The sequence below is a fragment of the Candidatus Pantoea formicae genome (assembly GCF_011752625.1).
GTDB classification, from domain to species: Bacteria; Pseudomonadota; Gammaproteobacteria; order Enterobacterales; family Enterobacteriaceae; genus Pantoea; species Pantoea formicae.
Map to the genome: position 1 here is coordinate 265,561 of NZ_VWXD01000004.1, position 20,984 is coordinate 286,544.

At 50.1% G+C, this 20,984-nt stretch carries 20 protein-coding genes; all 20 read right to left on the reverse strand.

Translation table 11 applies throughout. The features are described 5' to 3' along the window. Nucleotides 1-10: 10 nt before the first annotated feature. The 20 genes from F3J38_RS13730 to yjjG all read right to left on the reverse strand — a co-directional run bounded on the left by F3J38_RS13730 (nucleotide 11) and on the right by yjjG (nucleotide 20,979). A complete protein-coding gene (locus F3J38_RS13730; protein WP_167139231.1) occupies nucleotides 11-970 on the reverse strand; it encodes a hypothetical protein in 960 nt (319 codons plus the stop codon). Nucleotides 971-980: 10 nt separating this feature from the next. Further along, nucleotides 981-1,772, reverse strand: coding sequence for a PP2C family protein-serine/threonine phosphatase (locus tag F3J38_RS13735; RefSeq protein WP_167139233.1), 792 nt, complete (start codon nucleotides 1,770-1,772; stop codon nucleotides 981-983). Then, nucleotides 1,769-3,598, reverse strand: a complete 1,830-nt coding sequence (gene tagH, locus F3J38_RS13740; RefSeq protein WP_167139235.1) for a type VI secretion system-associated FHA domain protein TagH — start codon at nucleotides 3,596-3,598, stop codon at nucleotides 1,769-1,771. Before tagH ends, F3J38_RS13735 begins: the two co-directional genes overlap by 4 nt. A gap of 228 nt (nucleotides 3,599-3,826) precedes the next feature. Then, on the reverse strand, nucleotides 3,827-4,198 hold the full coding sequence (locus F3J38_RS13745; RefSeq protein ID WP_205298254.1) for a hypothetical protein: 372 nt from the start codon (nucleotides 4,196-4,198) through the stop codon (nucleotides 3,827-3,829). A gap of 40 nt (nucleotides 4,199-4,238) precedes the next feature. Beyond that, a complete protein-coding gene (locus F3J38_RS13750) occupies nucleotides 4,239-4,898 on the reverse strand; it encodes a hypothetical protein (RefSeq protein WP_167139237.1) in 660 nt (219 codons plus the stop codon). 57 nt (nucleotides 4,899-4,955) lie between these two features. Next, the gene (locus F3J38_RS13755; RefSeq protein ID WP_167139239.1) at nucleotides 4,956-5,357 is read right to left on the reverse strand and encodes a lysozyme inhibitor LprI family protein; all 402 of its coding nucleotides are present in this window, start codon (nucleotides 5,355-5,357) and stop codon (nucleotides 4,956-4,958) included. 68 nt (nucleotides 5,358-5,425) lie between these two features. Further along, nucleotides 5,426-5,839 (reverse strand): hypothetical protein, encoded by a 414-nt coding sequence (locus tag F3J38_RS13760; protein ID WP_167139241.1) that lies wholly within the window; start codon nucleotides 5,837-5,839, stop codon nucleotides 5,426-5,428. Beyond that, the gene (locus F3J38_RS13765) at nucleotides 5,836-6,828 is read right to left on the reverse strand and encodes a hypothetical protein (RefSeq protein WP_167139243.1); all 993 of its coding nucleotides are present in this window, start codon (nucleotides 6,826-6,828) and stop codon (nucleotides 5,836-5,838) included. The genes F3J38_RS13760 and F3J38_RS13765 overlap by 4 nt, the downstream gene beginning before the upstream one ends. 52 nt (nucleotides 6,829-6,880) lie before the next feature. Then, nucleotides 6,881-7,435: a hypothetical protein gene (locus F3J38_RS13770; RefSeq protein ID WP_167139245.1), complete on the reverse strand. Its 555-nt coding sequence runs from the start codon at nucleotides 7,433-7,435 to the stop codon at nucleotides 6,881-6,883. Between the two features lie 76 nt (nucleotides 7,436-7,511). Beyond that, nucleotides 7,512-7,994 carry an Hcp family type VI secretion system effector gene (locus tag F3J38_RS13775; protein ID WP_167139247.1) on the reverse strand — a complete coding sequence of 161 codons (483 nt, stop codon included), beginning with the start codon at nucleotides 7,992-7,994 and terminating at the stop codon, nucleotides 7,512-7,514. Between the two features lie 243 nt (nucleotides 7,995-8,237). Further along, complete coding sequence (gene tssC, locus F3J38_RS13780; protein WP_167139249.1) at nucleotides 8,238-9,737, reverse strand: type VI secretion system contractile sheath large subunit; 1,500 nt, start codon at nucleotides 9,735-9,737, stop codon at nucleotides 8,238-8,240. Next, a complete protein-coding gene (gene tssB / locus F3J38_RS13785; RefSeq protein ID WP_167139251.1) occupies nucleotides 9,737-10,267 on the reverse strand; it encodes a type VI secretion system contractile sheath small subunit in 531 nt (176 codons plus the stop codon). Before tssB ends, tssC begins: the two co-directional genes overlap by 1 nt. 79 nt (nucleotides 10,268-10,346) lie before the next feature. Continuing rightward, nucleotides 10,347-11,366, reverse strand: a complete 1,020-nt coding sequence (gene tssA / locus F3J38_RS13790; protein WP_167139253.1) for a type VI secretion system protein TssA — start codon at nucleotides 11,364-11,366, stop codon at nucleotides 10,347-10,349. Nucleotides 11,367-11,377: 11 nt separating this feature from the next. After that, nucleotides 11,378-12,094, reverse strand: coding sequence for a type VI secretion system-associated protein TagF (gene tagF / locus F3J38_RS13795; protein ID WP_167139255.1), 717 nt, complete (start codon nucleotides 12,092-12,094; stop codon nucleotides 11,378-11,380). A 14-nt stretch (nucleotides 12,095-12,108) separates the two neighbouring features. Beyond that, on the reverse strand, nucleotides 12,109-15,738 hold the full coding sequence (gene tssM, locus F3J38_RS13800; protein WP_167139257.1) for a type VI secretion system membrane subunit TssM: 3,630 nt from the start codon (nucleotides 15,736-15,738) through the stop codon (nucleotides 12,109-12,111). Between the two features lie 3 nt (nucleotides 15,739-15,741). Next, nucleotides 15,742-16,968 carry a DotU family type VI secretion system protein gene (locus tag F3J38_RS13805; RefSeq protein WP_167139259.1) on the reverse strand — a complete coding sequence of 409 codons (1,227 nt, stop codon included), beginning with the start codon at nucleotides 16,966-16,968 and terminating at the stop codon, nucleotides 15,742-15,744. Between the two features lie 19 nt (nucleotides 16,969-16,987). Next, the gene (tssK, locus tag F3J38_RS13810; protein ID WP_167139261.1) at nucleotides 16,988-18,328 is read right to left on the reverse strand and encodes a type VI secretion system baseplate subunit TssK; all 1,341 of its coding nucleotides are present in this window, start codon (nucleotides 18,326-18,328) and stop codon (nucleotides 16,988-16,990) included. A gap of 9 nt (nucleotides 18,329-18,337) precedes the next feature. After that, nucleotides 18,338-18,832: a type VI secretion system lipoprotein TssJ gene (gene tssJ / locus F3J38_RS13815; RefSeq protein WP_167139263.1), complete on the reverse strand. Its 495-nt coding sequence runs from the start codon at nucleotides 18,830-18,832 to the stop codon at nucleotides 18,338-18,340. Between the two features lie 25 nt (nucleotides 18,833-18,857). Continuing rightward, nucleotides 18,858-19,433 (reverse strand): SH3 domain-containing protein, encoded by a 576-nt coding sequence (locus tag F3J38_RS13820; protein WP_167139265.1) that lies wholly within the window; start codon nucleotides 19,431-19,433, stop codon nucleotides 18,858-18,860. Between the two features lie 865 nt (nucleotides 19,434-20,298). Next, complete coding sequence (yjjG, locus tag F3J38_RS13825) at nucleotides 20,299-20,979, reverse strand: pyrimidine 5'-nucleotidase (RefSeq protein WP_167139267.1); 681 nt, start codon at nucleotides 20,977-20,979, stop codon at nucleotides 20,299-20,301. Nucleotides 20,980-20,984: the final 5 nt, after the last annotated feature.

Genomic DNA, 20,984 nt, shown 5'->3' on the forward strand with positions numbered 1-20,984 from the left:
TCCTTTTGCGTTAGTTAAGTGTGCGATAGACGGCGGCAGCCGGGTCTTTCAGCTCCGGATGCAATTGATCGACCAGTAACACTTTGAGCGCGGTATCGCTGTCGATCCACGGTGACCAGACTTTGCGTACTTCTTGCAGGCGTGCGTGGAGTGCGCTCTCATCAGCGGCCTCGCTGGCTGGCATCTGAACGACAACCTGGTTTACCGCCTGCCATCCGTTGAATTGCGCGCTGAAAGGCAATACCAGCCAGCTGTCAGGGGATTTCTCATTACTTAGCACCATGCGTTCACTGTTGACGGTGGTGATAGTCAGTTCACTGCTCGGGGATTTGGTATTGAGTCCCGCCACCGGGAAGCCTAGCAAGAAGGTGACCGCTACGGTTTTCGCCCCGCCGTGGCCCATTTGGGTCAGGCTACTATGGCCACTTAACCAGCCCTCTTTGCCACAAACTAACCCCTGTTTAGCCGGAACAAACAGTGCGCTGGTTTGCGCAGGGTGTTGCCACCAGGTGCGGAAATGACAACCATCCAACAAGCTGAATTGCAGCCATGGTGCCGTATCAGCAGGGGGAGAGTTTAAGACTGGGGTATTGACGGTTGCGGGCTGTTCGGCGGGCGGTGGCGTGACCACAGAAGCCCACTGCTGTGCTTTGGTTGCGCTACCCGACGCTAACTTCGCACCCTCGTCATCGGTTAACTGCCAGTGCAGCTGCTGTAAGGATTTACATTGCGAGGCCATCAACCCGGCAACACGAGGTAAAAAGTCATCAAGCACTGATGCGTTTTTTTCGCCTTTGGTGACGATACGCAAATCCACGTTACTCTGACACCAGCTCGCGACCTGATTATCTTTTACATCATCAATCCAGATATCCAGCTTCTGTGCTGGTGACTGCACAATGCGATAGTTCTCAGCAACAGCCTGTGAGCTGAGCAGCAGCGCAGCCAATCCCAATAATCCATATTTCATGTTGGCGTTCTCAATCTCTAAGAGGGAAAAACTGCGCCGCTTCCGAGAGCGAGTGCAGTAAGGTCGTATCCTGCGGAGAGCCAACCCAGACAGCCAGCGCGCTGAAGTTATCCTGCTGGCCCTGTTCCGGTTGACTGTTTTTAATGATTTGCTGCATCAGGGTGAGCCACTCTTCTGGCGTATTCACCATGTGCAATGACTGCTGCATCTGCTCCAATGTCACGCCATGCCAAAAACCATCGGTGCACAGCAAAAACGCATCGCCATCTTCAATTGCAATCACATCGCTGTAACTGGCATCTCGCTGTTCATCACCCATCCCCAAAGCAAAATAGAGCAGATTGCTGTTGATCCCTTCGGTCTGGTGACCGGCATCTTTCATTTGCTGCACCAGGCTGTGATCGGTGGTGACGTGATACAGATATCCACGGCGAAAGAGATATAAACGGCTATCGCCCGCATGCGCCCAATAAGCCAGTTCGTAATCACGGTCGATAAACAAACTCACTAACGTCGTGCCCATGCGGCTGTGTTGGCTATTGGCTTTCTGCTGCTGACGAATCGAGTGGTTAGCGTGATTCACATAGTCACGGATGGACTGGGCATTCAGATGAGCGTTGCCATCGAACGCCTCCATCAAACTGGTGCGGGCAATGTCTGCAGCAACGTCACCGCCGGGAAATCCAGCCACGCCATCACAAACGACAAAACAGGCCGAACGCTCCCCGATAATGTCACCGGTTTGATCTTGATTGCTGGCGCGGTCGCCCTGGTTCGACGTGGAAGCAATAGTGATATTCATGTCTCATCCGTGTGGGTTTGTGAGTCTTTGTACTGATTGACTTCCAGGTCATAGGCGTGAAGGAAAGCTTCACCAAACAGGGTGTGGAAATCGTCTTCAATCTCGCCAGCCGTTTCGCCATAGCGCTCCACGAAGTGTTCCCACAGGGCAGCTTTACGGCTACCAGGCAGACCCAGACGAGAAACCGATCCCGCCTGACGCGCCTCTTCCTCTAGCTGGTCTGGATTAAAGGATTGCAGCATCGAAGCGATGATGGCGCGGATCCCGGCGATCATGCCGAGCTGGTGAGCCTGCAGATCGATCAATGCATCTCGCACCGCCTGGCGCGGCGGCATAAAGCCCGGCATACGGCTGCCGAACATCTGCATTAATACCGTCTTACCTGATGGCAATAATTTGAAGGGATTGTTGGCATCATCCAGGATCACCGTCATGTCGGCTTTTACACCGCGCTTGAGGATCGAGCGCGAGGAGAGTAACGCCACCGTGCCTTGTGAGAACATGCTGAGCATCTGACCAAATTGCAGCATCTGGTCGCGGTCAAACTGCGGCGTCGGCTGTAAATCGCGAAGGCCCATGCCTTCCAACAACGCATCCAACAGTTCACCTTTTAGCGCATCGCCACTCGCAGAACTGACGCTGCCGCTCGACTCTGCCGCACGGCTTTGGCTGCTGGAGGCGACGGGATCAATACGCAAGCGCCCTTTTGGTGTCGGCGATGGGGTGCGTTGAACCGCTTGCGGCGTCGGTAGCGTGATGCCGCCGTAATCGAGTTGCGAACTCAATACTTCGACGGGTTCCAACTCAGGTTCAACGAGGGGCTGTGGTTCTGTGGTGGCCTGGGTTTCGGTATTTTCAAACAGTGGCGAGCTGTTGAGATCCGCCAGCTCTACCGGAGCAGTTTCAGACTGCTCACCAGCATGCTGTTGCAACGGTTCAGGTTCAGGTTCAGCGATGGGCGGAGCAGGTTCAGCGATGGGCAGTTCAGGCTGCGCCAGCGGTACGGCGTTGCCCATCATCAACCCTAGTGGATCATCATGATTGCGTGCATCAGCGCTGCTCTGGTTGCCAAACAGGCTCAGAGGATCGAGTTCGGTTGAGGGTGCCTCCAATTGAGGCTGTGCGGAGGCGTTTTGCTGCGCCGACAGCGTACTCGGCGTGCGATCCTCAAAGATGCTTTCTTGGGAGAATAAGGCATCTTCTTCATCGAAAAGGCCGGTGACTTTCGTTTGCTGTCCAATATCTAAAGGTGCATCGCTTAGCAACTGCGCCAGCGGATCTTCGGGATTGCGTTCTTTCGCCGCGGGTGCTGTCAGCGGGTGTAGCATCGTCTGCTCTGACGGCGGGTTTTTACGCTTCGACAAATCATCCGAAATTGAAAACTCTTTGGCGAGGCTATCCCAGATTTCACTAGGGATGGCTGCGGTACTGCTCTCTTTCTCTACCGGCAGCTCATCAGCAATAATGGCCGCGGGGGCAGCAATTGGAGCGGCTTTGGGCTGCTGAGTGGTATTGAGTTCGTTGACCCGCAGCTGGTAATCATCAATACCCAGTACGTCGCCATCCTGCAGCTCAACCTGACGGCCGCGCTCCAATGGAATATCGTTAAGCAGCACGCGTGTAACATTACCGCGGTTGGTCAGACGGCATTCTCCCTCTGCCGTAATATGAACAATCGCCTGTAAGCGAGAGATGGTGCGATCATCATCAGGGAGCACCAAATTGTTATCGACCCCGCGACCAATGGTGCCGCCAGGGGGTAAAAAATCACACTGAGTTTGCGGCGGCTGGTGGCCGGGTTTAGTCGTTATTATCGTAAAGCGCATAACGGGTTCCTGCGGTTAGCGGTTCGGCATCTATACTGCGCACCACTCAAAGAGAAATGCGGGATATAGGAAGCGAAATTGGGCTTCTTAATGTCCGGGGCAGAGAGTTGAGTTTTAACGAACTAATTTGGTGGTTTAGTTTTTAAGTTATGTGATTAAGTTACTTGAGGTGATTTTTTAAAAAATGGAATTTCCCAGCTTCGCAAATGTAATTATCTTCCCATTCCTTTATTTCATCTCACCTAGATCTTGCGCTATAACCTTATTTTTAAAGGTAATGATGTAATCCCAAAGATCATTCCCTTTTAAACTGGGATAGAATGAATAATCATACTCTCCATTGGTGAAACGATATCCTTGAAAATCACATACGTCGGGGCAATTTGTGTTGATAGTCTTACCCTTTAAATTAATTGACTGATTTGTCTTTATACTCTTTGATTTCAGCGAAATCTTATCGCAACTTTGATTTCCTTCATCGCAGTGATCTTCGATGTTAGCGACAAACTTTTTCCCGGTGAAAATACTTGAATGGTCTGCGTGAGCTTCACAAGAAGAGAAGAATATGATCGTTAATATAAAAAGTATTGATAGCTGCATAATATTGAACCTATAGCCAATCTATCTCAGATGACGAAATTTAATTAACAGGAGTAAGGTCTTCTTTTCTGACATAGCCTCTCGGCCAACCAATAAGATCTTTTTTAGATGCATCATACACAGCCACATAAAGCCATTCTGGATTAATTGTTTTTATCTTAACAAATGTATGTTGGTTATTAACGGCACCTACCTGTTTTGCCGATACATTTGGCTGATCCAAGAGATCAATTGTGTCGATGCCTTCTTTTAGTTGATAGGTAATAAGATATGGAAAACGATTACAACCAACGATACCTTCATCCAACTTTAAATTGGCTTTCATAGCTTCAAATTCAATTATTTTCGCATGCCAGATTTTACTGTCACACTCATTGGTGGAAGTGATATCTACTAGACTGACCCTGCCAGCTTGTTCAATATGCCCCTCTTTGAAATTTAAAAAATCATCTGTGGACTTTCTAAAATTCTCCTTAATAAATGCTTCATTTACAGGGCCACTATCAATATTTATGATTTTCTGCTGCTTACCTTCATTGGATAAAACAAAAAATCTCAACTGCAATTCTGGTGAGTTCACACTATCTTTCCAGATTGGGAGCCAATATGCTTGTAACACACCATTTTTTACACTGGCAGCTAAAGAGACTAATGGGAAAGACAGCAAAATTATTAAGATGATAGTGGTGCTTTTTCTCATCCTTACATTTCCTTTTAACAACCTTTTTAAGGTAAGGCATATGGCCTTAACTAAAAGTTATTCATATGGTATTTCTTTAAGTTGCTGCACTCGTTCCATATCGACACGGGAGATACATTTACTGTATAGCGTCTCATGTGTGGACGTCCCTGCTTCTGTAAGGTACGACTCCAAATTGCATTGACCATCACGGTACTTAAGCCAACCGCGCTGTGAATCCAATAATATATGCAGATAGTCTTCAGCTAACTTTGGCTCATTCCCATACTCTTGAGCGATACGTTTTTTAGCTGCTGCATATTGCTTGTTTAACTCATCTTCAGCCGATTTTTTCTGCTGCATGCTACATTGATAAAGTTCGCCGTCCGCCGACACTTTAGTACAAGCATCGTCAGCCAAAGCTGGGATGACCACTCCTAAAGAAAAAGCAATTAGAGTTAAACGTTTAATCAAATTCATTACGCCCTCAATACCATCTTGTTAAAACGCTCTAATTTTCGGCAAAATTAAATTAAGCACCATCCTCATCAATTAAATTTATAAATAAAAAATGCAGTCATCATCGCCCATGCAATGGTAATTAAATAAGTAACCCTGTAGATTTTTAGTAACTTAACCATCCACTTTGTTACAGCATCCGGTTGCATTTTTACAAAGTCATAGGCTTCTTTATGTACTAATTCAGATTGAGAAAATTTCATTTCCCTACCTTCCTTAAGATTTACAAAAAAAACAATCTTCTGATAGTTAGCATAACCTCCCAGATAACTTGCAACGTTCGTTGACAAATCCAGCTGAAATCCGCCTCTCTTATATTCTACCAAAAATGCATCATAGCAAGATTTATGTTTTCTAAAATACCATGCAGCATAAATATTAAAAAAACCCACCAGAAAAAGTAAAATAATACAAGCATACATAAAAAGATCATATAAATTCATAAAATCTTGTCCATGACCACATCGGATAATTTCCCACCAAGCTCGCCAAAAGCATAACCACCTGCCGCCGCACCCACTATTCCACAAGCTAATGCACCAACACCACCAGTTGCAACCCCTAGAGCGACACAAGCAGTAGTGGCCACCGTCGCAGTTGCGCCTCCCCCCCAGATACCAGCACCAGTGGTAGCAGCAAAGTTTGAGTATTTCTTCAAAGCGACTTTAGTACATTCGCTTTGCCTTTCAGCTGTGCAAGCATGGTAAACATCATTCGTTGTATTAAGAGCACTAAATCCAATCGCAACCCAACCTCCCATCTTCATAAATCTGGCGGCTTTGGCAGCACCGTCAACATAGGTAGAGTAACCGCGAATCGCTCCAACCCCAGCTGTTTGCCAATCATGCACGATGGAAGAACTCGACAGATTCAAAGCATGTTTGATTTTATCGTAGGGTCTCAAGTTCAAAATCAAACGAGAGACACGGTTTAGAAGCAACTCAAGCTCACCAAACAAGCGGCGGCGTTCAACCAAGAATTGCTCGCCAAAAAGCGTGCCTGATGTCAGGTATTGATTACGGTAAGCACTTTCGATAGCGGTTAGTTTCTTACCAATTTCTGAGAAGTACTTTTCTCCCGCATCACCAATGAATCCAGAAGCTTTATCCATATAATTGGTAATGGCAGCGATTGAGGCATAATGGCGATTAAAAAAATCGGCTTCATCGACAGATAAGTGTGCCAAGCTGTTGTTGGTGGACGCTTTTGCTGTTGTCAGAGCACTCATGGCAGAGGGATGATTATTGCCGCTAGGATCGGCAACAATCAAAATTTGTCCCGGCTTGGCCCAAGCAACATCTGCATTTAACTCCAAAAAATAGTTGGCAGCTGGCAGGTTTCGGGTGCCATAGAGCCACATTGCCTGTTCAGTAAGCCTTCCAGGGCGCTGAACTACACAGAATCCTGGTTCAATTGACGTTTTTCCGGTCATCACAAGTTCCTTTTGTAATCAAAAATGTATTAGGTAAGATGAAGTCTAATAATTAATTTTGGTATGCCTTACGTAGAGCCTGAATGTTTCTAAGATAAGAGTTCTGAAAACTCTTAGTTGTTTCTTCATCGTACTGAAGACGGCCATTGAACTTATTGATGCTTAAAATATAATAATCAGTACCAAAACGCCCTGATAATTCAACAGTATAAATTATTGCAACCCTGGCATTTTCATCATCTTTTTTGGAAATTAACCCGACAGACTCTATTTTGTGGCAACCCACAGTTTCCCAATCACCTTGACCGATAGTGGGAATAAATTTATCGATTTTTTTATTCTCTCCGCTCCAGCCAATAAAACATACTGGCTGTGTTTCCCTGAGCCACCCTTTCCCTTGAATTATCGCACCCAACACCTTCCCATCACTAACAATCGTAAATGACTGATCATTATCAACTTCAACATTAATCAAACCATAGTGCTCAGCATCGGAAATTACCGTCCCTTTGAACACTGATGAATTTTCATGCTTTAATGAGATTTGGGATAAAGCTGGGCAACTAATTAACAACAGGCTTACCATCAGAAAAAAAGAGCTACTCATATTTTATTCTCAAAAGCCATGTCGGATCTAATTAAAACAAAATAGTGACCCATGCGGGTCACTATAACATTTTTAATTACGCTTCTTTGTTTTCTTTGATATTCCAACCAGCGCTACTTTCTGCACCTTTGCCACCAGAGGTGCTTTGTTCCCAGTATTGCTGTGTTACTTTAGCAGCCTGGAAAGCATAGGACACTCCAACAGTATCTCCATTGTCAGAACCTGTATATTGCACGGAAGTAACTAATACATCTTCAAGAGTAATGCGGGTGTATTCTACTTGTTGACCACCAGCTTTACATACAGACACTTCAACTTTAGTAACATGCTTACCACTTGCACAAGCCTTCAAAATGGCCGTAGTAGACTTGTCAATTAGAGCGGTAATATGTAAGTCATTGAAATTGACTTTACCCGCACCACCGCCGCCACCAACAGACATATTACCAGGCTGGTTCGCACCCCAGTTAAATGAGGTGATATCGGTCCATCCGGTGTGGTTTGAATCTTTTGATTCGCCAGTTACACCGTCAACTTTTAAAAACATATCAATAGCCATAATTATCTTCTCTTGCTTGATTTACGTTTTGCTTTAAAGAAAGCATCGTTATGGCAAACAGGAAAGCATGGGGCTGAATAAAACAGTCCATATTTCACCTCTGCCTCGGTTTCTGAATAACGCTACAGGTGATATTCAGAGGGTGTTTTTATTGCCACATCTCCTGCGGCAATAAAAAGTCGTCAATCCTTTTACGTAATATTTCAAATACAGTTAAGAAACCCGTTTAAAAACACGTCAATATTAGCTTTCATTCGATTTCAGTGATGGCAATTTGGATACCAGTCGCAATGAAACCGTTAACCCTTCCAACTGATAGTGCGGACGCAGGAAGAATTTCGCGGCGTAGTAGCCAGGATTATCTTCTTGCTCTTCCACGCTAACTTCTGCGGCGGCCAAAGGTTTACGGGATTTGGTTTCCTGCGAGGAGTTAGCCGGGTCGCCATCGACGTAGTTCATGACCCAATCATTTAACCAGCGCTCCATCTCGTCACGCTCGCGGAAGGAGCCGATCTTGTCGCGCACGATGCACTTCAAGTAGTGGGCGAAGCGACAGCAGGCGAACAGGTAAGGCAAACGAGCAGCCAGACGCGCATTAGCTGTTGCATCAGGGTCGTGATATTCGGTTGGCTTTTGCAGCGATTGGGCACCGATAAAGGCCGCAAAATCGGAGTTCTTACGATGTACCAACGGCATAAAGCCGTTTTTGGCCAGTTCGGCTTCACGGCGATCGCTGATGGCGATCTCGGTTGGGCACTTCATGTCCACACCGCCGTCATCGCTTGGGAATGTGTGGCAGGGCAGATCTTCTACCGCACCGCCAGACTCCACACCGCGAATTGCCGTACACCAGCCATACTCCTTAAAGGAGCGGTTAATGTTGGCTGCCATGGCGTATGCCGCGTTGCTCCAGGTGTAGTTGTTGTGATCGGAACCGTCGGTCTGCTCTTCAAAATCGAAGCTATCGACCGGGTTGGTGCGAATACCATAAGGCAGACGGGCAAGGAATCGCGGCATCACCAATCCAAGGTAGCGCGCATCTTCTGATTCACGCAGGCTACGCCATGCCGCGTATTCCGTGTTCTGGAAGATCTTGGTCAGGTCGCGTGGATTTGCCAGTTCCTGCCAGGACTCCATCTGCATCACTGTCGGTGCCGTACCGGTAATAAACGGGCAGTGTGCTGCAGCACCAATGCGCGCCATTTCACCCAACAGCTCCACGTCTTGTGGGCCGTGGTCGAAGTAATAATCGCCCACCAGGCAGCCAAACGGCTCACCACCAAACTGGCCGTATTCCTGCTCGTAGATTTTCTTGAACAGCGGGCTTTGATCCCAGCCAGCGCCCTTGAAGCGCTTCAGGCTGCGACTCAGCTCCTGCTTGGAGATGCTCATAAAGCGAATTTTCAGCATCTCATCGGTTTCAGTGTTATTCACCAGATAATTCAGGCCACGCCATGCGCTCTCTACCTGCTGAAAATCCTGATGATGGATGATTTGATTCACCTGCTGAGACAGTTTTTCATCGATCTCTGCAATCAGATCCTGAATGGTGCGATACGCATCGTTGGAGACGGTGACCGTGTTCTCCAGCGCCTGATGCGCCAGCGTTTTCACCGCACTCTCGACGGCTTCACGTGCCTGATCGCTGGTTGGGCGAAACTCTTTGTTAAGCAGCGCGCTGAACTCATCTTGGGAAAAGCTAACCGCGCCCTGCGGTTGCTGCTGTTGAGATGTTTCGCTCATTACTGCTCCTCCTTACCGTCTGATGCTTCGCTCTGCTTAGGCAAGTGGGTCAAAGCTTGCAGCAGCGTCGGATCCTGCAGAATCTTACCAATCAGCTCTTCCGCACCGTTTTTGCCGTCCATGTAGGTCAGCAAATTGGCTAACTGCGTGCGCGCTTCCAGCAACTTATTCAGCGGCTCAACGTTGCGTGCGATGGCATCCGGTGAAAAGTCATCCATGCTCTCAAAGGTCAAATCAATATTGAGCTTGCCCTCGCCGTTCAGGGTGTTGTCTACCTGGAAAGCCGCGCGTGGTTTTAACGCTTTCATACGTTCATCGAAGTTATCGATGTCGATTTCCAGGAATTTACGTTCGTCGACGCTCGGCTGTGGCTCCAGTGGCTTACCCACCAGATCGGCCAATACCCCCATCACAAACGGCAGCTGGATTTTGCGTTCTGCGCCATAAATTTCCACGTCATATTCGATCTGCACGCGGGGCGCGCGATTGCGAGCAATAAATTTCTGCCCACTGGATTTCGTAGGTGCCATGGTTTTCTCCATAAAATTGCGCGGGTAACGGCTCGCAGGAGGCGCGCAGGTCTCGCTGCGTATAGAAGTGGACGGTGATTTAGTCGCGACGTCCGAAGATGTTTTCTAACTGATTGACGCCATCCGGCGCGAGGTCGCGGATGATGTCCATAAAATCGAGTTCGATCAGCCTTTGCACACGCTCAATCATCAAAGGCGCGGGATGGCTGGGTTCGTGTTGCGAGAAATACTGCTTTACCTTTTCCAGCATCAGTTGTGCATCAGCCCGTGAGGTCAGCTGTACGCTGCGCCAGTCAGCCTGGGGTCGCGCAGCAACGGGTGTTGCTGCAGGCGTGGAATCCGTCGTTTGCTCAACGGCGGCTGCGGGCTGCAATGCCCGAAGATCCGTTGCCTGGCAGCGCTCAGCAACTATCGCAATCTGTTTACGCAACTGAGTCAGTTCCGGGACAGCAGAATCATCTAACCTTTCCGCCAGGGTTTCACAGATTGTTTGTAAACGCTCACTTATCTGAATGACGGCTTCTGCTCCGGGCTGATCGACACGGGCTAGCTCATCGGTCAAGCGCGATAAACCGCCGGGGTACTCAGCAACCTCCGTTTTGCTGCCATCGCACAAGGCAGCCGCATCGCGTAGCGTGATGCCGTCAGAAGCGTTACGCAGCAGCCAGGATTGGCGCACCGCCGTGCTTAAGGCAGATTTATCACCCAACAGCGCAACGGCATTAATACGATAAAAAGGATCGGCCTCACCAAACTCCTCTAGCCTGGGCCAAAGGGGTTCCCAATAAAGCAGCAAAGATTGTTCAATCAGTTTCAGGCCCTGCGCATATCCCGGTAAGCCTTTTAACTGCGTCCACGCGTGAGTGAGTGCTAACATCACTCGCAGGTCTTTACTGCGGCCTAGTAAATCGATGGCAAGCTTCTCGACCTTATTCCAGTCAGCCGGCTCGGCGGGAATGATGGTGGTGCCAAATTGCTGCTCTGCTTTGCCAGCACTGGCTTGTTCCATCGCCTGAAAATCTGCGTGATATTCCAGGTTATCGCCGCAAGGGTTATCGCTGCTGACCGGAGACAGTAAAGCATCAAGATTGATCGTCATGCGGTATCACCTCAGGATTCAAACATCGGGGGATAAAGTCCATTTCGTCCAGGTTTGGCGCCGCCTGCAGGATCAAACAGCAGTGAAAACAGCTGAGCGGTAAAGTTGCCGCTGTGTACCTGGGTATAAAGCGGGAAGCCGTCACTCTGATTCGTCCACCAAAAGCTGGTGTAGAACTGCGGATCAAAGCTGTCACCCGGCAGTTTCCAGTTCAAGGTAGAGGGGTGCTCACCGGTGCCGATGACATCGAGAATATCCGAAGGCTCATCGCCGACTAACGGCTTCTGGGGTTGCGGAATACTGAGCAGTGCATGGTCCAATTGTTCAGGCGTACCGCCGTTCTGCACCACTCGCAGCAAAGTATTTCCCACCTGCTGATACCACTCGCCGGAGCGTGTCAGCAAAGCTGGCGTCCACTCTGCGGGCGTAAAGTGGCGCAAAGCACACAGCGGATAGTGACGGCCAACACTGTCACGTGCGGCAATCAGGCATCCCATTTGAATCAACTGACTTCCCAGCATCGGTGGAACCACAAAATTCCACACTGGCGCTTTGAGGAAAGCCCTCGACGGTGCGTTATGACTCTCTTCGCCGTTTTGCCAATGATGGAGCCCGACCTGAAACCAGTTGGACCATTGCCGATAGAGCGCATCGGGGAAGCGACGCTTCACAAAGTCACCCGAACTGGGCAATTTTCCGTACCAGCCGGGGGCGGTGTAATGAGTCATTGTCAGGTCCTGTTTCAGGGGCAACTAAAGCCGGTAAGCTGGAACGGATTTCGGATACTGCCAGGCGTAAATGACAGCGTGACCTGGTGGCCATCAATGTTAAAACTGGCTTCGCGCGTTAAGCCCCCCACGGAGGTCAACCGAGCGCGATCAAAGAAGCGGTTCAGTGCCCAAGGCCCGCTGGTGACCAGCGTCGAGGTCGTACCGTTGGTCAAACCCAGCTGCATACGTACCTGGCTGGTTCCGCCCGGCCCCGGCCAGTTCACCATCTGCACCGCTTGCGGGCCATGGCTATAACGCAGAATTTGTCCGTCTACATCCAGCGTTAGGTTGAGGATGTCGTTGTCCATCTTCACGGTACGCAGCGTTACGCGGAATGAAGGCGTGGTCGCGCCATTGGTAAAGAACGCATCTCGGATGGACTGCGCCTGCTGGAATGGACGCAATAACGCTTCGCCACCCGGCAAGCTTTTGCCATCTATGCCCGGCGTGAAGCGCCAGGAAGCATTCGTGGTATCCACTTTGCTGGCCAGGTTCTCGCGGAAGAAGCTGTCCATCAAGCCGCTGCCTGGGGCAAACATTCGAGCCAAATCATCTGGCGTCACTTCACTGCGAGCGCTGCGCACCAGCGGGTAACGACCTCCGATGGCTTGACGGCAGAAGCTGCCGACTTCCATGTTGATACGCTTGCGCACGTTATCCATATCACGCCGCTGCGCATCACTGCTGGCGCCGACTGCCATGCTGGAAACCATATTTTGTAACGAGCCGGGTAATCGACCGGCACTGGCTTGCAGGCGGCTGATCGCATCGCTGGCAGGCGGTGGCATGCCACTGTTAGCGGCATCCTGCACTGCAGTGAGATAACGGTAGAGATCGTCTATCTGATGCAGGAAGTCATCCACCGCCAACATTTTACTGCCCTGCTGCAACGGCTGCGCCAGCTCCAGAATCGGAGCAAAATGGGTCGCGACTGCCGTTTCAGGTGCCTGCTGTAATGCTCCTTGTCCTTGCGCTGCGTTCGCACGAGAGCCACTGAATAAGTTTTCCAGCGCGCGCGTCGCGCTGTTGCCTGATGGCGCAGCCGGCGTTGATTTTGCTTTGTCGTCTGCCGCTGGCGTCAGCGTCAGCAGCGTTGAAAGTTTGATGACCATCTGACGCAGCGGTGAATGCGCGCCTGATAACAGGCGGGCACTGTTAATACGCTGCGCCAGGTCTGCGCTGTTATTGAGCTGGATATCACTGAGGAATTGTTCCCACTGGCGGATATAGTCCTGCACATAGAGCTGACGTACCGCCAGATCAACCTGCTGGCTGCTCACTGGATTGGTCGCGCTATCCAGCACCCATACATCGTCCTGATACAACGCTTGCGTCACAGGGGCGATTTGCTTATCCACGTGCTGCCAGTAACCCTCTGGCGTAAATAATCCCGGCACGCCTTCATTGACAGATTTGCCACTTTTACGCGAGAAGACCAGTTCACTTTGCGGTCCGCCCAAGGCCGCGAGCGTGACAGGTTGCAGCGAGCCATCGTGCTGTAGCAGGCGCTTCAGGCGTCCGTAGACGCGCTGTGATAGCGGCATTTGATTAATCAGCGCCTGCTCGCGCTTTACCAGCGCATCATCCTTGGCATAGGGAGAAGACTGAATCTGTGTTTCCAGCAGCTGGCGCAGATGCCAGGCGAGTTGCTCAACTTCCTGTTGCGTAACACTTTGTGGCAGCTCACGTGAAATATTCAGCATCAGCCATGCCTGCAGGAATTTGCCGTCGTAATGCTTAGGCTGATAAAGCATCTGATACGCTTTCAGCGCTTCGTAGCTGTAGTCAGCATCACTGCCATTATCATTGCGCAGCCAGCGAGTGATGTTTTGCGCCACTTGAGGTAGCAGCAGTTGCTTCAACGCTTTGTCATACAGCGTTTGCGTGGCATCACTGACTTCAGTACCGCGATACAATCCCATGCGGCGGGTTAAGGGGGGATCCTGTAGCGAGAACTCGGCGCTCTCCGGCAGATGTAGCAAGGTATTGAGGTAAGGCACCAGTGCGAAAAAATCGCCGCTGCCTTGATTTTGCAACTGCTGGCCCAACTGCTCAACCTGCGGGGTTTTGCTCGCCATCTCCTGCAGATAGGTTTTGTTTTTGTTGAAACTGGTCAGCCATAGCGCACAGGCGATTAACACCAACACTAGCAATGCCAGATAGCCTGACCACAACCCTGCACGGTTTCGTAGCTCCCACCAGCGGTTGCTACCGGCTAATCCTGACTCCTGAAAAATGACATTTTCCAGCACGCCTTTGAGGAAGAAGCTCTGCCCCTTATTCGGTGGAATCGGCGCTTCTTTATCAACCTGATCCCAACGGTCTGACTCCCCTTCTCGTTGACCTGGCAAATGTAAGGCGCGCGTCAATTCCCCCATAACGCGATCAAACGGCAATCCTTCTTGGGTGCCACTGGCGAAGTAGATACCGCGTGGTGAGAATTGGGTTTCAAAATCCGAGCGGGCAAACAGCGTATCGAGCGCTTCTGCCAGCACCGGACGTAATGCAGCAAATTCCTGTGGAAACAGATAGCTTTCAGCACGTGCCTGCGCATCGCTTTCTGCTAAAAGCGTATCAGCCAGCCCCGCATCCAGCCGCTGTTGCAGCAGTGAATATTCTTGTTGGAACTGGGCGTTGAGTTCGAAATCTGCAGTCGAAGATTGTGCCCAAGGGAAGGTGAAGCCCCAAATTTGCTCACGCTGCGTTTTATCCAGCGCACCAAAGTAACTACGAAAGCCTTTCAGCAAATCCGTCTTCGTAACCAACACATAGACCGGGAAGCGAATGCCGAGACGGTCATGTAGCTCCAGTAGGCGCTGACGAAGCGCGATAGCTTGATTTTGCAATGCTTCTGCAGATTGGGTCATGAGATCGGACACGCTTAACGTGACAATCACACCGTTAATCGGTTGGCGACCGCGATACTGACGCAACAGCCCAAGAAAATGGTGCCATTCGCTGGCATCACGCTCCTGCTGGCTCTCTTGCGTACTGTAGCGGCCTGCGGTATCCAACAGCACCGCTTCGTTGGTAAACCACCAATCACAGTCACGCGTACCGCCGATTCCACGCAGCGCTGCTTTACCAAACTTATCGGCAAGCGGAAATTGCAAACCGGAGTTCACCAGCGCGGTGGTTTTGCCCGCGCCCGGTGCACCAATGATCATGTACCAAGGTAATTGATAGAGATATTGATGGCTAAAGCGCTGTGCCCAGAAAGGCGCACTTTTACTGCTGTGGCGCTGGAAATGCGCCTTTTTCAGCATGTCGGTGGCTTCAGAGAAGCGGCTCGCCAAGACCTGCTCTTCATTGGTCAGGCGTTTGCGATCCTGGTCAGGCGTGTCTGACTTTGACGTCTCAAGACTCGACATCAATTTGCGATTCAACCAGAAGTTATATAACCGAGGAATCGCCTGGCTCAGTCCCCACACCAGATATAACAGCGCAATGCTGATCATACGATTCTGTTCCGGCTCCAACGGACGTGAATCAACAATCGAAAATACCGGGCCAATCACCCAAATAATAAAGGAGAGCGCAGTGATACCGACAAAGCCCCAGGCAAGTCGGCTGGTTAACACCGAAAATAGCATATTCAGCATGGATCAGTTCCCTCTCGCCAAGCCGTTGATTTCAGACTGTGTTGCATCCGGTGCGACCAACAGCGTGATCTCGACACGGCGGTTTCGGGCACGATTCTCAGCGCTGGTATTTGGCACCAGAGGATGGCTTTCCCCGCGCCCTTCGGCTTTAACGCGTGCAGGTTGTGCTAACTGTTGTTGCAACAGAGTTTGTACCGACTGAGCACGAGCCAAAGAGAGTTCATAGTTGGAGGCAAAACGCGCACTGCGAATAGGCACGTTATCGCTGTAGCCAATCACCAGAATCTTTCCACTGACGTTGTTCATTGCGGCTGCAATACGCTGGATCACCGCCTCATAGCGGCCACGCACTTCCGTCGATGCAGAGGTAAACAGGCCATCGCCTTTTAGTGTCACTACACTTTGATCGGCCTCATCTCGCACTGCGACTAATCCAGCATCAATTTCTGGCTTGAGGAAAGCCTTAAGATTCAACGACGCAGGCGGCGGTGGCGCGGGATTGCGAATCTGAACTTCCGGTAACGACGTCTGATAGATGTTCGCCAAAACGGGTGAGGTGTAATCGCCTAAACGCCAGTTAAGGATGATGTAGAACAGACAGGCGGCGAATCCGGCCACTGCGGCACAGGCCCACAGTGGGATCATCGGGCGCCACAGTTTGCGCAATACGGGCTGATCGGTAGGGTGCGGTGAGAATGCCGCCGCATAACTGCCACGCACGCTTTTGATCATCTGCAGCAAGCGCTGTTTGATGGTTTCCAGCTGTGAGCGACCATTATCCAGCACGCGATAGCGCCCTTCAAAACCCAGCACCAGACAAAAATAGATCAACTCCAGCATTAATATATGCTGCCGCGGATTTTGCGACAGCTTAGCCAGCAGTTGGAAAAACTTTTCGCCGCCCCAGGTTTCATTATGAAACGTCACGAGCAGGCCATTACTGGTCCAGACACCACGGCTCCCCCAAGGTGTCAGCGCTGCGGCTTCATCCAGTGCCGTACACAGGCAATAGCGGGCTCCGACGATGACTTCGTAGCTCAGCCCAGACTGTTGGCAGCTCAATTCAAAGCGGCGAATTTGATCGATAAGCTGCTGACGCAAACGCGCGGGATCGTCATGGGATACCGAGTGACGAATTTGAGGGATGGCATTGATCAGCGGATTAGCAGCGGCCACCAGAACGTTCTGGTGGCTTACATCACTGTTAGGTTTCTGTTGTTCCTGCATCATGCTGCGTGCTCAGTTTTGATTATTCTGACTGACTGCGAACGGCCCAAAACTCCATGTTCAGGCCAGGAAACTCACCGGCAAGGTGGAGGGCGAACGCACCGGAGCGCTCCATCTCCTGCCACAACTCACTGTTTTTATCGAGTTCGAAGTAGCTGTAACCCGCGTGCCAAGGGATTTGCGGTGGCGCACCAGGCATCGCTTTAAGCGCTAATCCAGGTAGTTGCAGCTGAACCAAATCGCGAATCTTGGTGACCGGTGCCACTTTCATCTGCGCGGGGAAATGGGTTTTTAACGTCTCTGCGGGGATACTGGCTTTAACTGCCAGTACAAAGCCGAACGCGTGAACCATGCTGCTTTCCGGCACGGTAGCCACATTTAGTCCATGGGAACGTTGCGTCAGCGGTAGCTGAATCGCACTCTCCTCCATGACCTGCGACAACCCTTGGCGGAGCATCAGCGTGAGGCGGCTAAAACAGCCCTGCAAATCATCATGATCGTAAAGGGGCAAGACATCGGGCGTGCGCGAGGGCATCCACGTGCTGAGTTCTGCGGCAAGTTGCAGCCAATGGCTATAGAGCACTTCAGGATGCAATTGTGGAAGATGTTGTAAATGCGCATGCAGGCCAAGCTGACGATTCAGCAGTGCCAGCAACATGAAATCCACCATGTCGGCGCTGTTAAAACGGCCGGAACTCGGTGCACGCTGCCCCAATAGCTGGCTGCGTTGCGTCAGTAAGCCATTGACATCATTCAGCATACTTTGAAGGGGGCGGCTAGCGGTGAGTGTGAGCATCGGCGGGATGTAGTGGCTGTCGAGCTGGAGTTGGTTATCACTGCGCTTCTCAATCACCTGCGCCACGCCCATGGCTGTCCATTCTGCAGTGAGATCCTGCTCCAGCATGAGCCGTAAGCGCAATTTGCCAAATTGCACGGTCGCCGCACCCACCGCCATCGCATTATCGTCTTCCACTTCCGCTTCCCAAGCCAGATAGCGCGCCAGAGAATCTTGAGTATCTTGAAAAGCCACGGACTCCTGACCATTGCGTCGTGCTGGGATGGCTAATACCACTTTGGCGCGATCGACATGACTGGCAAGCGCCAGGGGTGCCGGACCATGCTGCGGCTGGCTAAATGAGAAAAAGGTACCGTCAGGTAAACACCCGCTGGCTGCACTGAGTGCCAGCTTGCCTTGACGCAGCATCGCTTCATCAAACTCAAGGTCAAAAAAGCCCCACATATAGGCACGCTGCGACTGCCCCCAGTCACGTAAGGTGCTGTGGAGATAGTTTTCCGATTGCTGGAAATGGTGTGGTCGCAGAAACATTCCTTCAGTCCAGACCACTTTTTCGGCTCTGTTCATACTCATCCTTTACTGCTTAACCACACGAAGACCATTAATGTCTGCAACAATGCGAGCATTCAGTTCGCCGTCGTTGCTTTTCCAGAACTGCCAGAAAGCGCTGTTCTCACCATCTGGGAAGGGCAGCGCAAGGCGCCAGACTTTTCCATCCAACGCCTGATACTCGGCCATCACGCCGATATAACGCGCTTCTGGCAGGCTTTTGGCACTCAGCGTTTTACTGAGCTGACCCGACATCAGGAAGAATTGCTGGTTATTGAGCAACGTACTGCCCAGTGCCGTGGCGGGCTGATTCTGCAGCGAATAAAAATCCGCGGACATGAACTCTGCATCCGAGGTGAGTAACATCACCCGCACTTTCAGTGGCGCCCCTGCGTTAATCTGAGGATGCGCCTGGAAATTCAGGTTATAACGCGCCACCTTAGCCGGTTCGCTACTGCTGCATGCCACCAACGTCATGACCAGCAGCAACCAAAACCCTTGCTTTATTCGCCTCATGGCCATTAATCAGCCCTCCCTGCTCAGCCGATTAGTTGATGATCCACGTGCCGCTATTGGTGTTCTGGCAGGCTTTGCTATCACCATCGACAGAGACGCAGGTTTTTTTCTTACTGGCTACACGTGCGCGACGTTTTGGCTGATCGGCTTTGATGGTTTGGTCATACAGTTCGCTTTTCACCACAGCGCGGAAGGGAACGTAGCCAATCAATTGATTTGGCTTGGTGGTTTGCTCCGTCGCCTTGTTATCTTCTGCCTGAGGTTCATCCCCTTGCGGGATTTCTCCTAATGCCAGCCAGTTGTTTTCCACCTGACCGATGACGGTATAAGTTTCACCACTCTGCAGTGTACTGACGACTTTGCCGCTGAAATCAGGGCGAGTCATGACCGAGGCAGGATAGAGCGCGCGATACGCCTCATTAACAGGGCTGAATTGCGCCGGAGGCTGGACAGCGAAGCGATGTGTAAAAGTCACACCTTCCACAGTGCTGCTGATCATCGTGTCATCCGTCATCTTTGGTGGTGCCTTACAGCCCACCACAGCAAAAACAAACATCAAGCCCAGTGCGATACGAAGATTCACCATTTTGTTCATGTTTAGTTCCATCGATGCTTAAAAAATGGCCAGCGGCCGGTTGTGAGCATGGCGAACTGAAGATGTAAGTCATCAAAAATCACATTTCAGTACCAGTTTAAAAAATAACCGCATTCACCGCGTGGTAAGACTACCGCAGGGAAAGTCAAATATTGATCAGTTTGTATAAAGTATTTTTAGCGCAACAGTGTTAATAACAAAGTCGGCAAGGAGATGCCATTCCGTTACTAATTGATCAGAAATATGATCGGATCTTTGTAAGCGAAACGGTAAAGAACGATAATTACGTCTTCCTTTTATGACATCCATAGTCAGAAAATCATCATGCCTGATGAGACTAAATCATTGACTGCAATTTCGGGGAAAAAGCATTGCGATATAAGATTAGTGGTTCGCAATGATTTTATTTTATTTATATCAATAAGATATGAATTGATGGTAGCGACATAGCTACCGCACGAGCGTGGTGCTACCATCCCGTTGGCGTAAAAACAATCAATCCATTGACAAGCTGAGCTGAAGTTTACATAACCCTGACAAAATTACAACGCAGCCGTAGTAGAGAAAATTAACTTTATCAAATCTTAATAAATACACTTATCACAAATCGGGTTGTTTTTTGTTCAAACACCTAAGAATAACCTTAGTAAACGTTTAATTGTGTGAATGGATGTTAACGAAACGCAAGATTTCGCTCTTTTGATCATTAAAAATAGTCATAGATAAGATGGATCTGATTTTCAGCTTAAAACCATAAAAGCGAAGAAAGTGAGACCTGATAGTGGAATAAACCATGAGGCAGGAAAAAAGTGATAAAAAAAACCAGACTTGCCGTGTAAGTCTGGTTTTTTTACTTTTTAAACAGGCGCAGGGATTGTTAAGAGATAAGAATGGATTCAAGCTCAGCCAAGGTTTTGACCCGCCAGGTAGGGGTAATTTTTTCTGGCAATGGGCGCGTACCGTGATCAATCCAGCAGGTTTTCAATCCCGCATTGATACCGCCAAGAATGTCAGATTCTGGCGTATCGCCAACCATCAGAACACGATTGCGATCCGGGTTGCCCAGCAATTGCAGCGTATGCTCAAAAATCGCCACATCTGGCTTCGGCACCCCCACCTGTTCAGAGATCACCAGTTCATCAAAGAAGTCACGGAAACCCGTTCGTTCCAGACGCGCCTGCTGCAAAGCGGTGAAGCCGTTGGTGATGATGGCGATCTTCACTTTACCCTTCAGCGCGTTGAGCAACTCAGCTGCGCCGTCGAGTGGCAAACAAATCTCGGCCATCGCACTGAGGAAATCGCTGTTCAGCACTTCAGGCGCGACGCTGAGTTTCTCACCCCATAGGGTGAAACGACGCGTTTGCAACTGTAAGGCTGAGATGGTGCCGTTCTGATAATCGATCCACAGCGGTTTGTTGATCGCCTGATAATCGGCGTAATCTTGATCGCTGAAATGCACGTCATAGCTGGCAAACATACGCTGCAAACCGGCGTAGGCGTCAAAATGAAAAAGTGTGTCATCTGCATCAAACAGGATGCAGTCCCAGTCATTTAACATAGTGT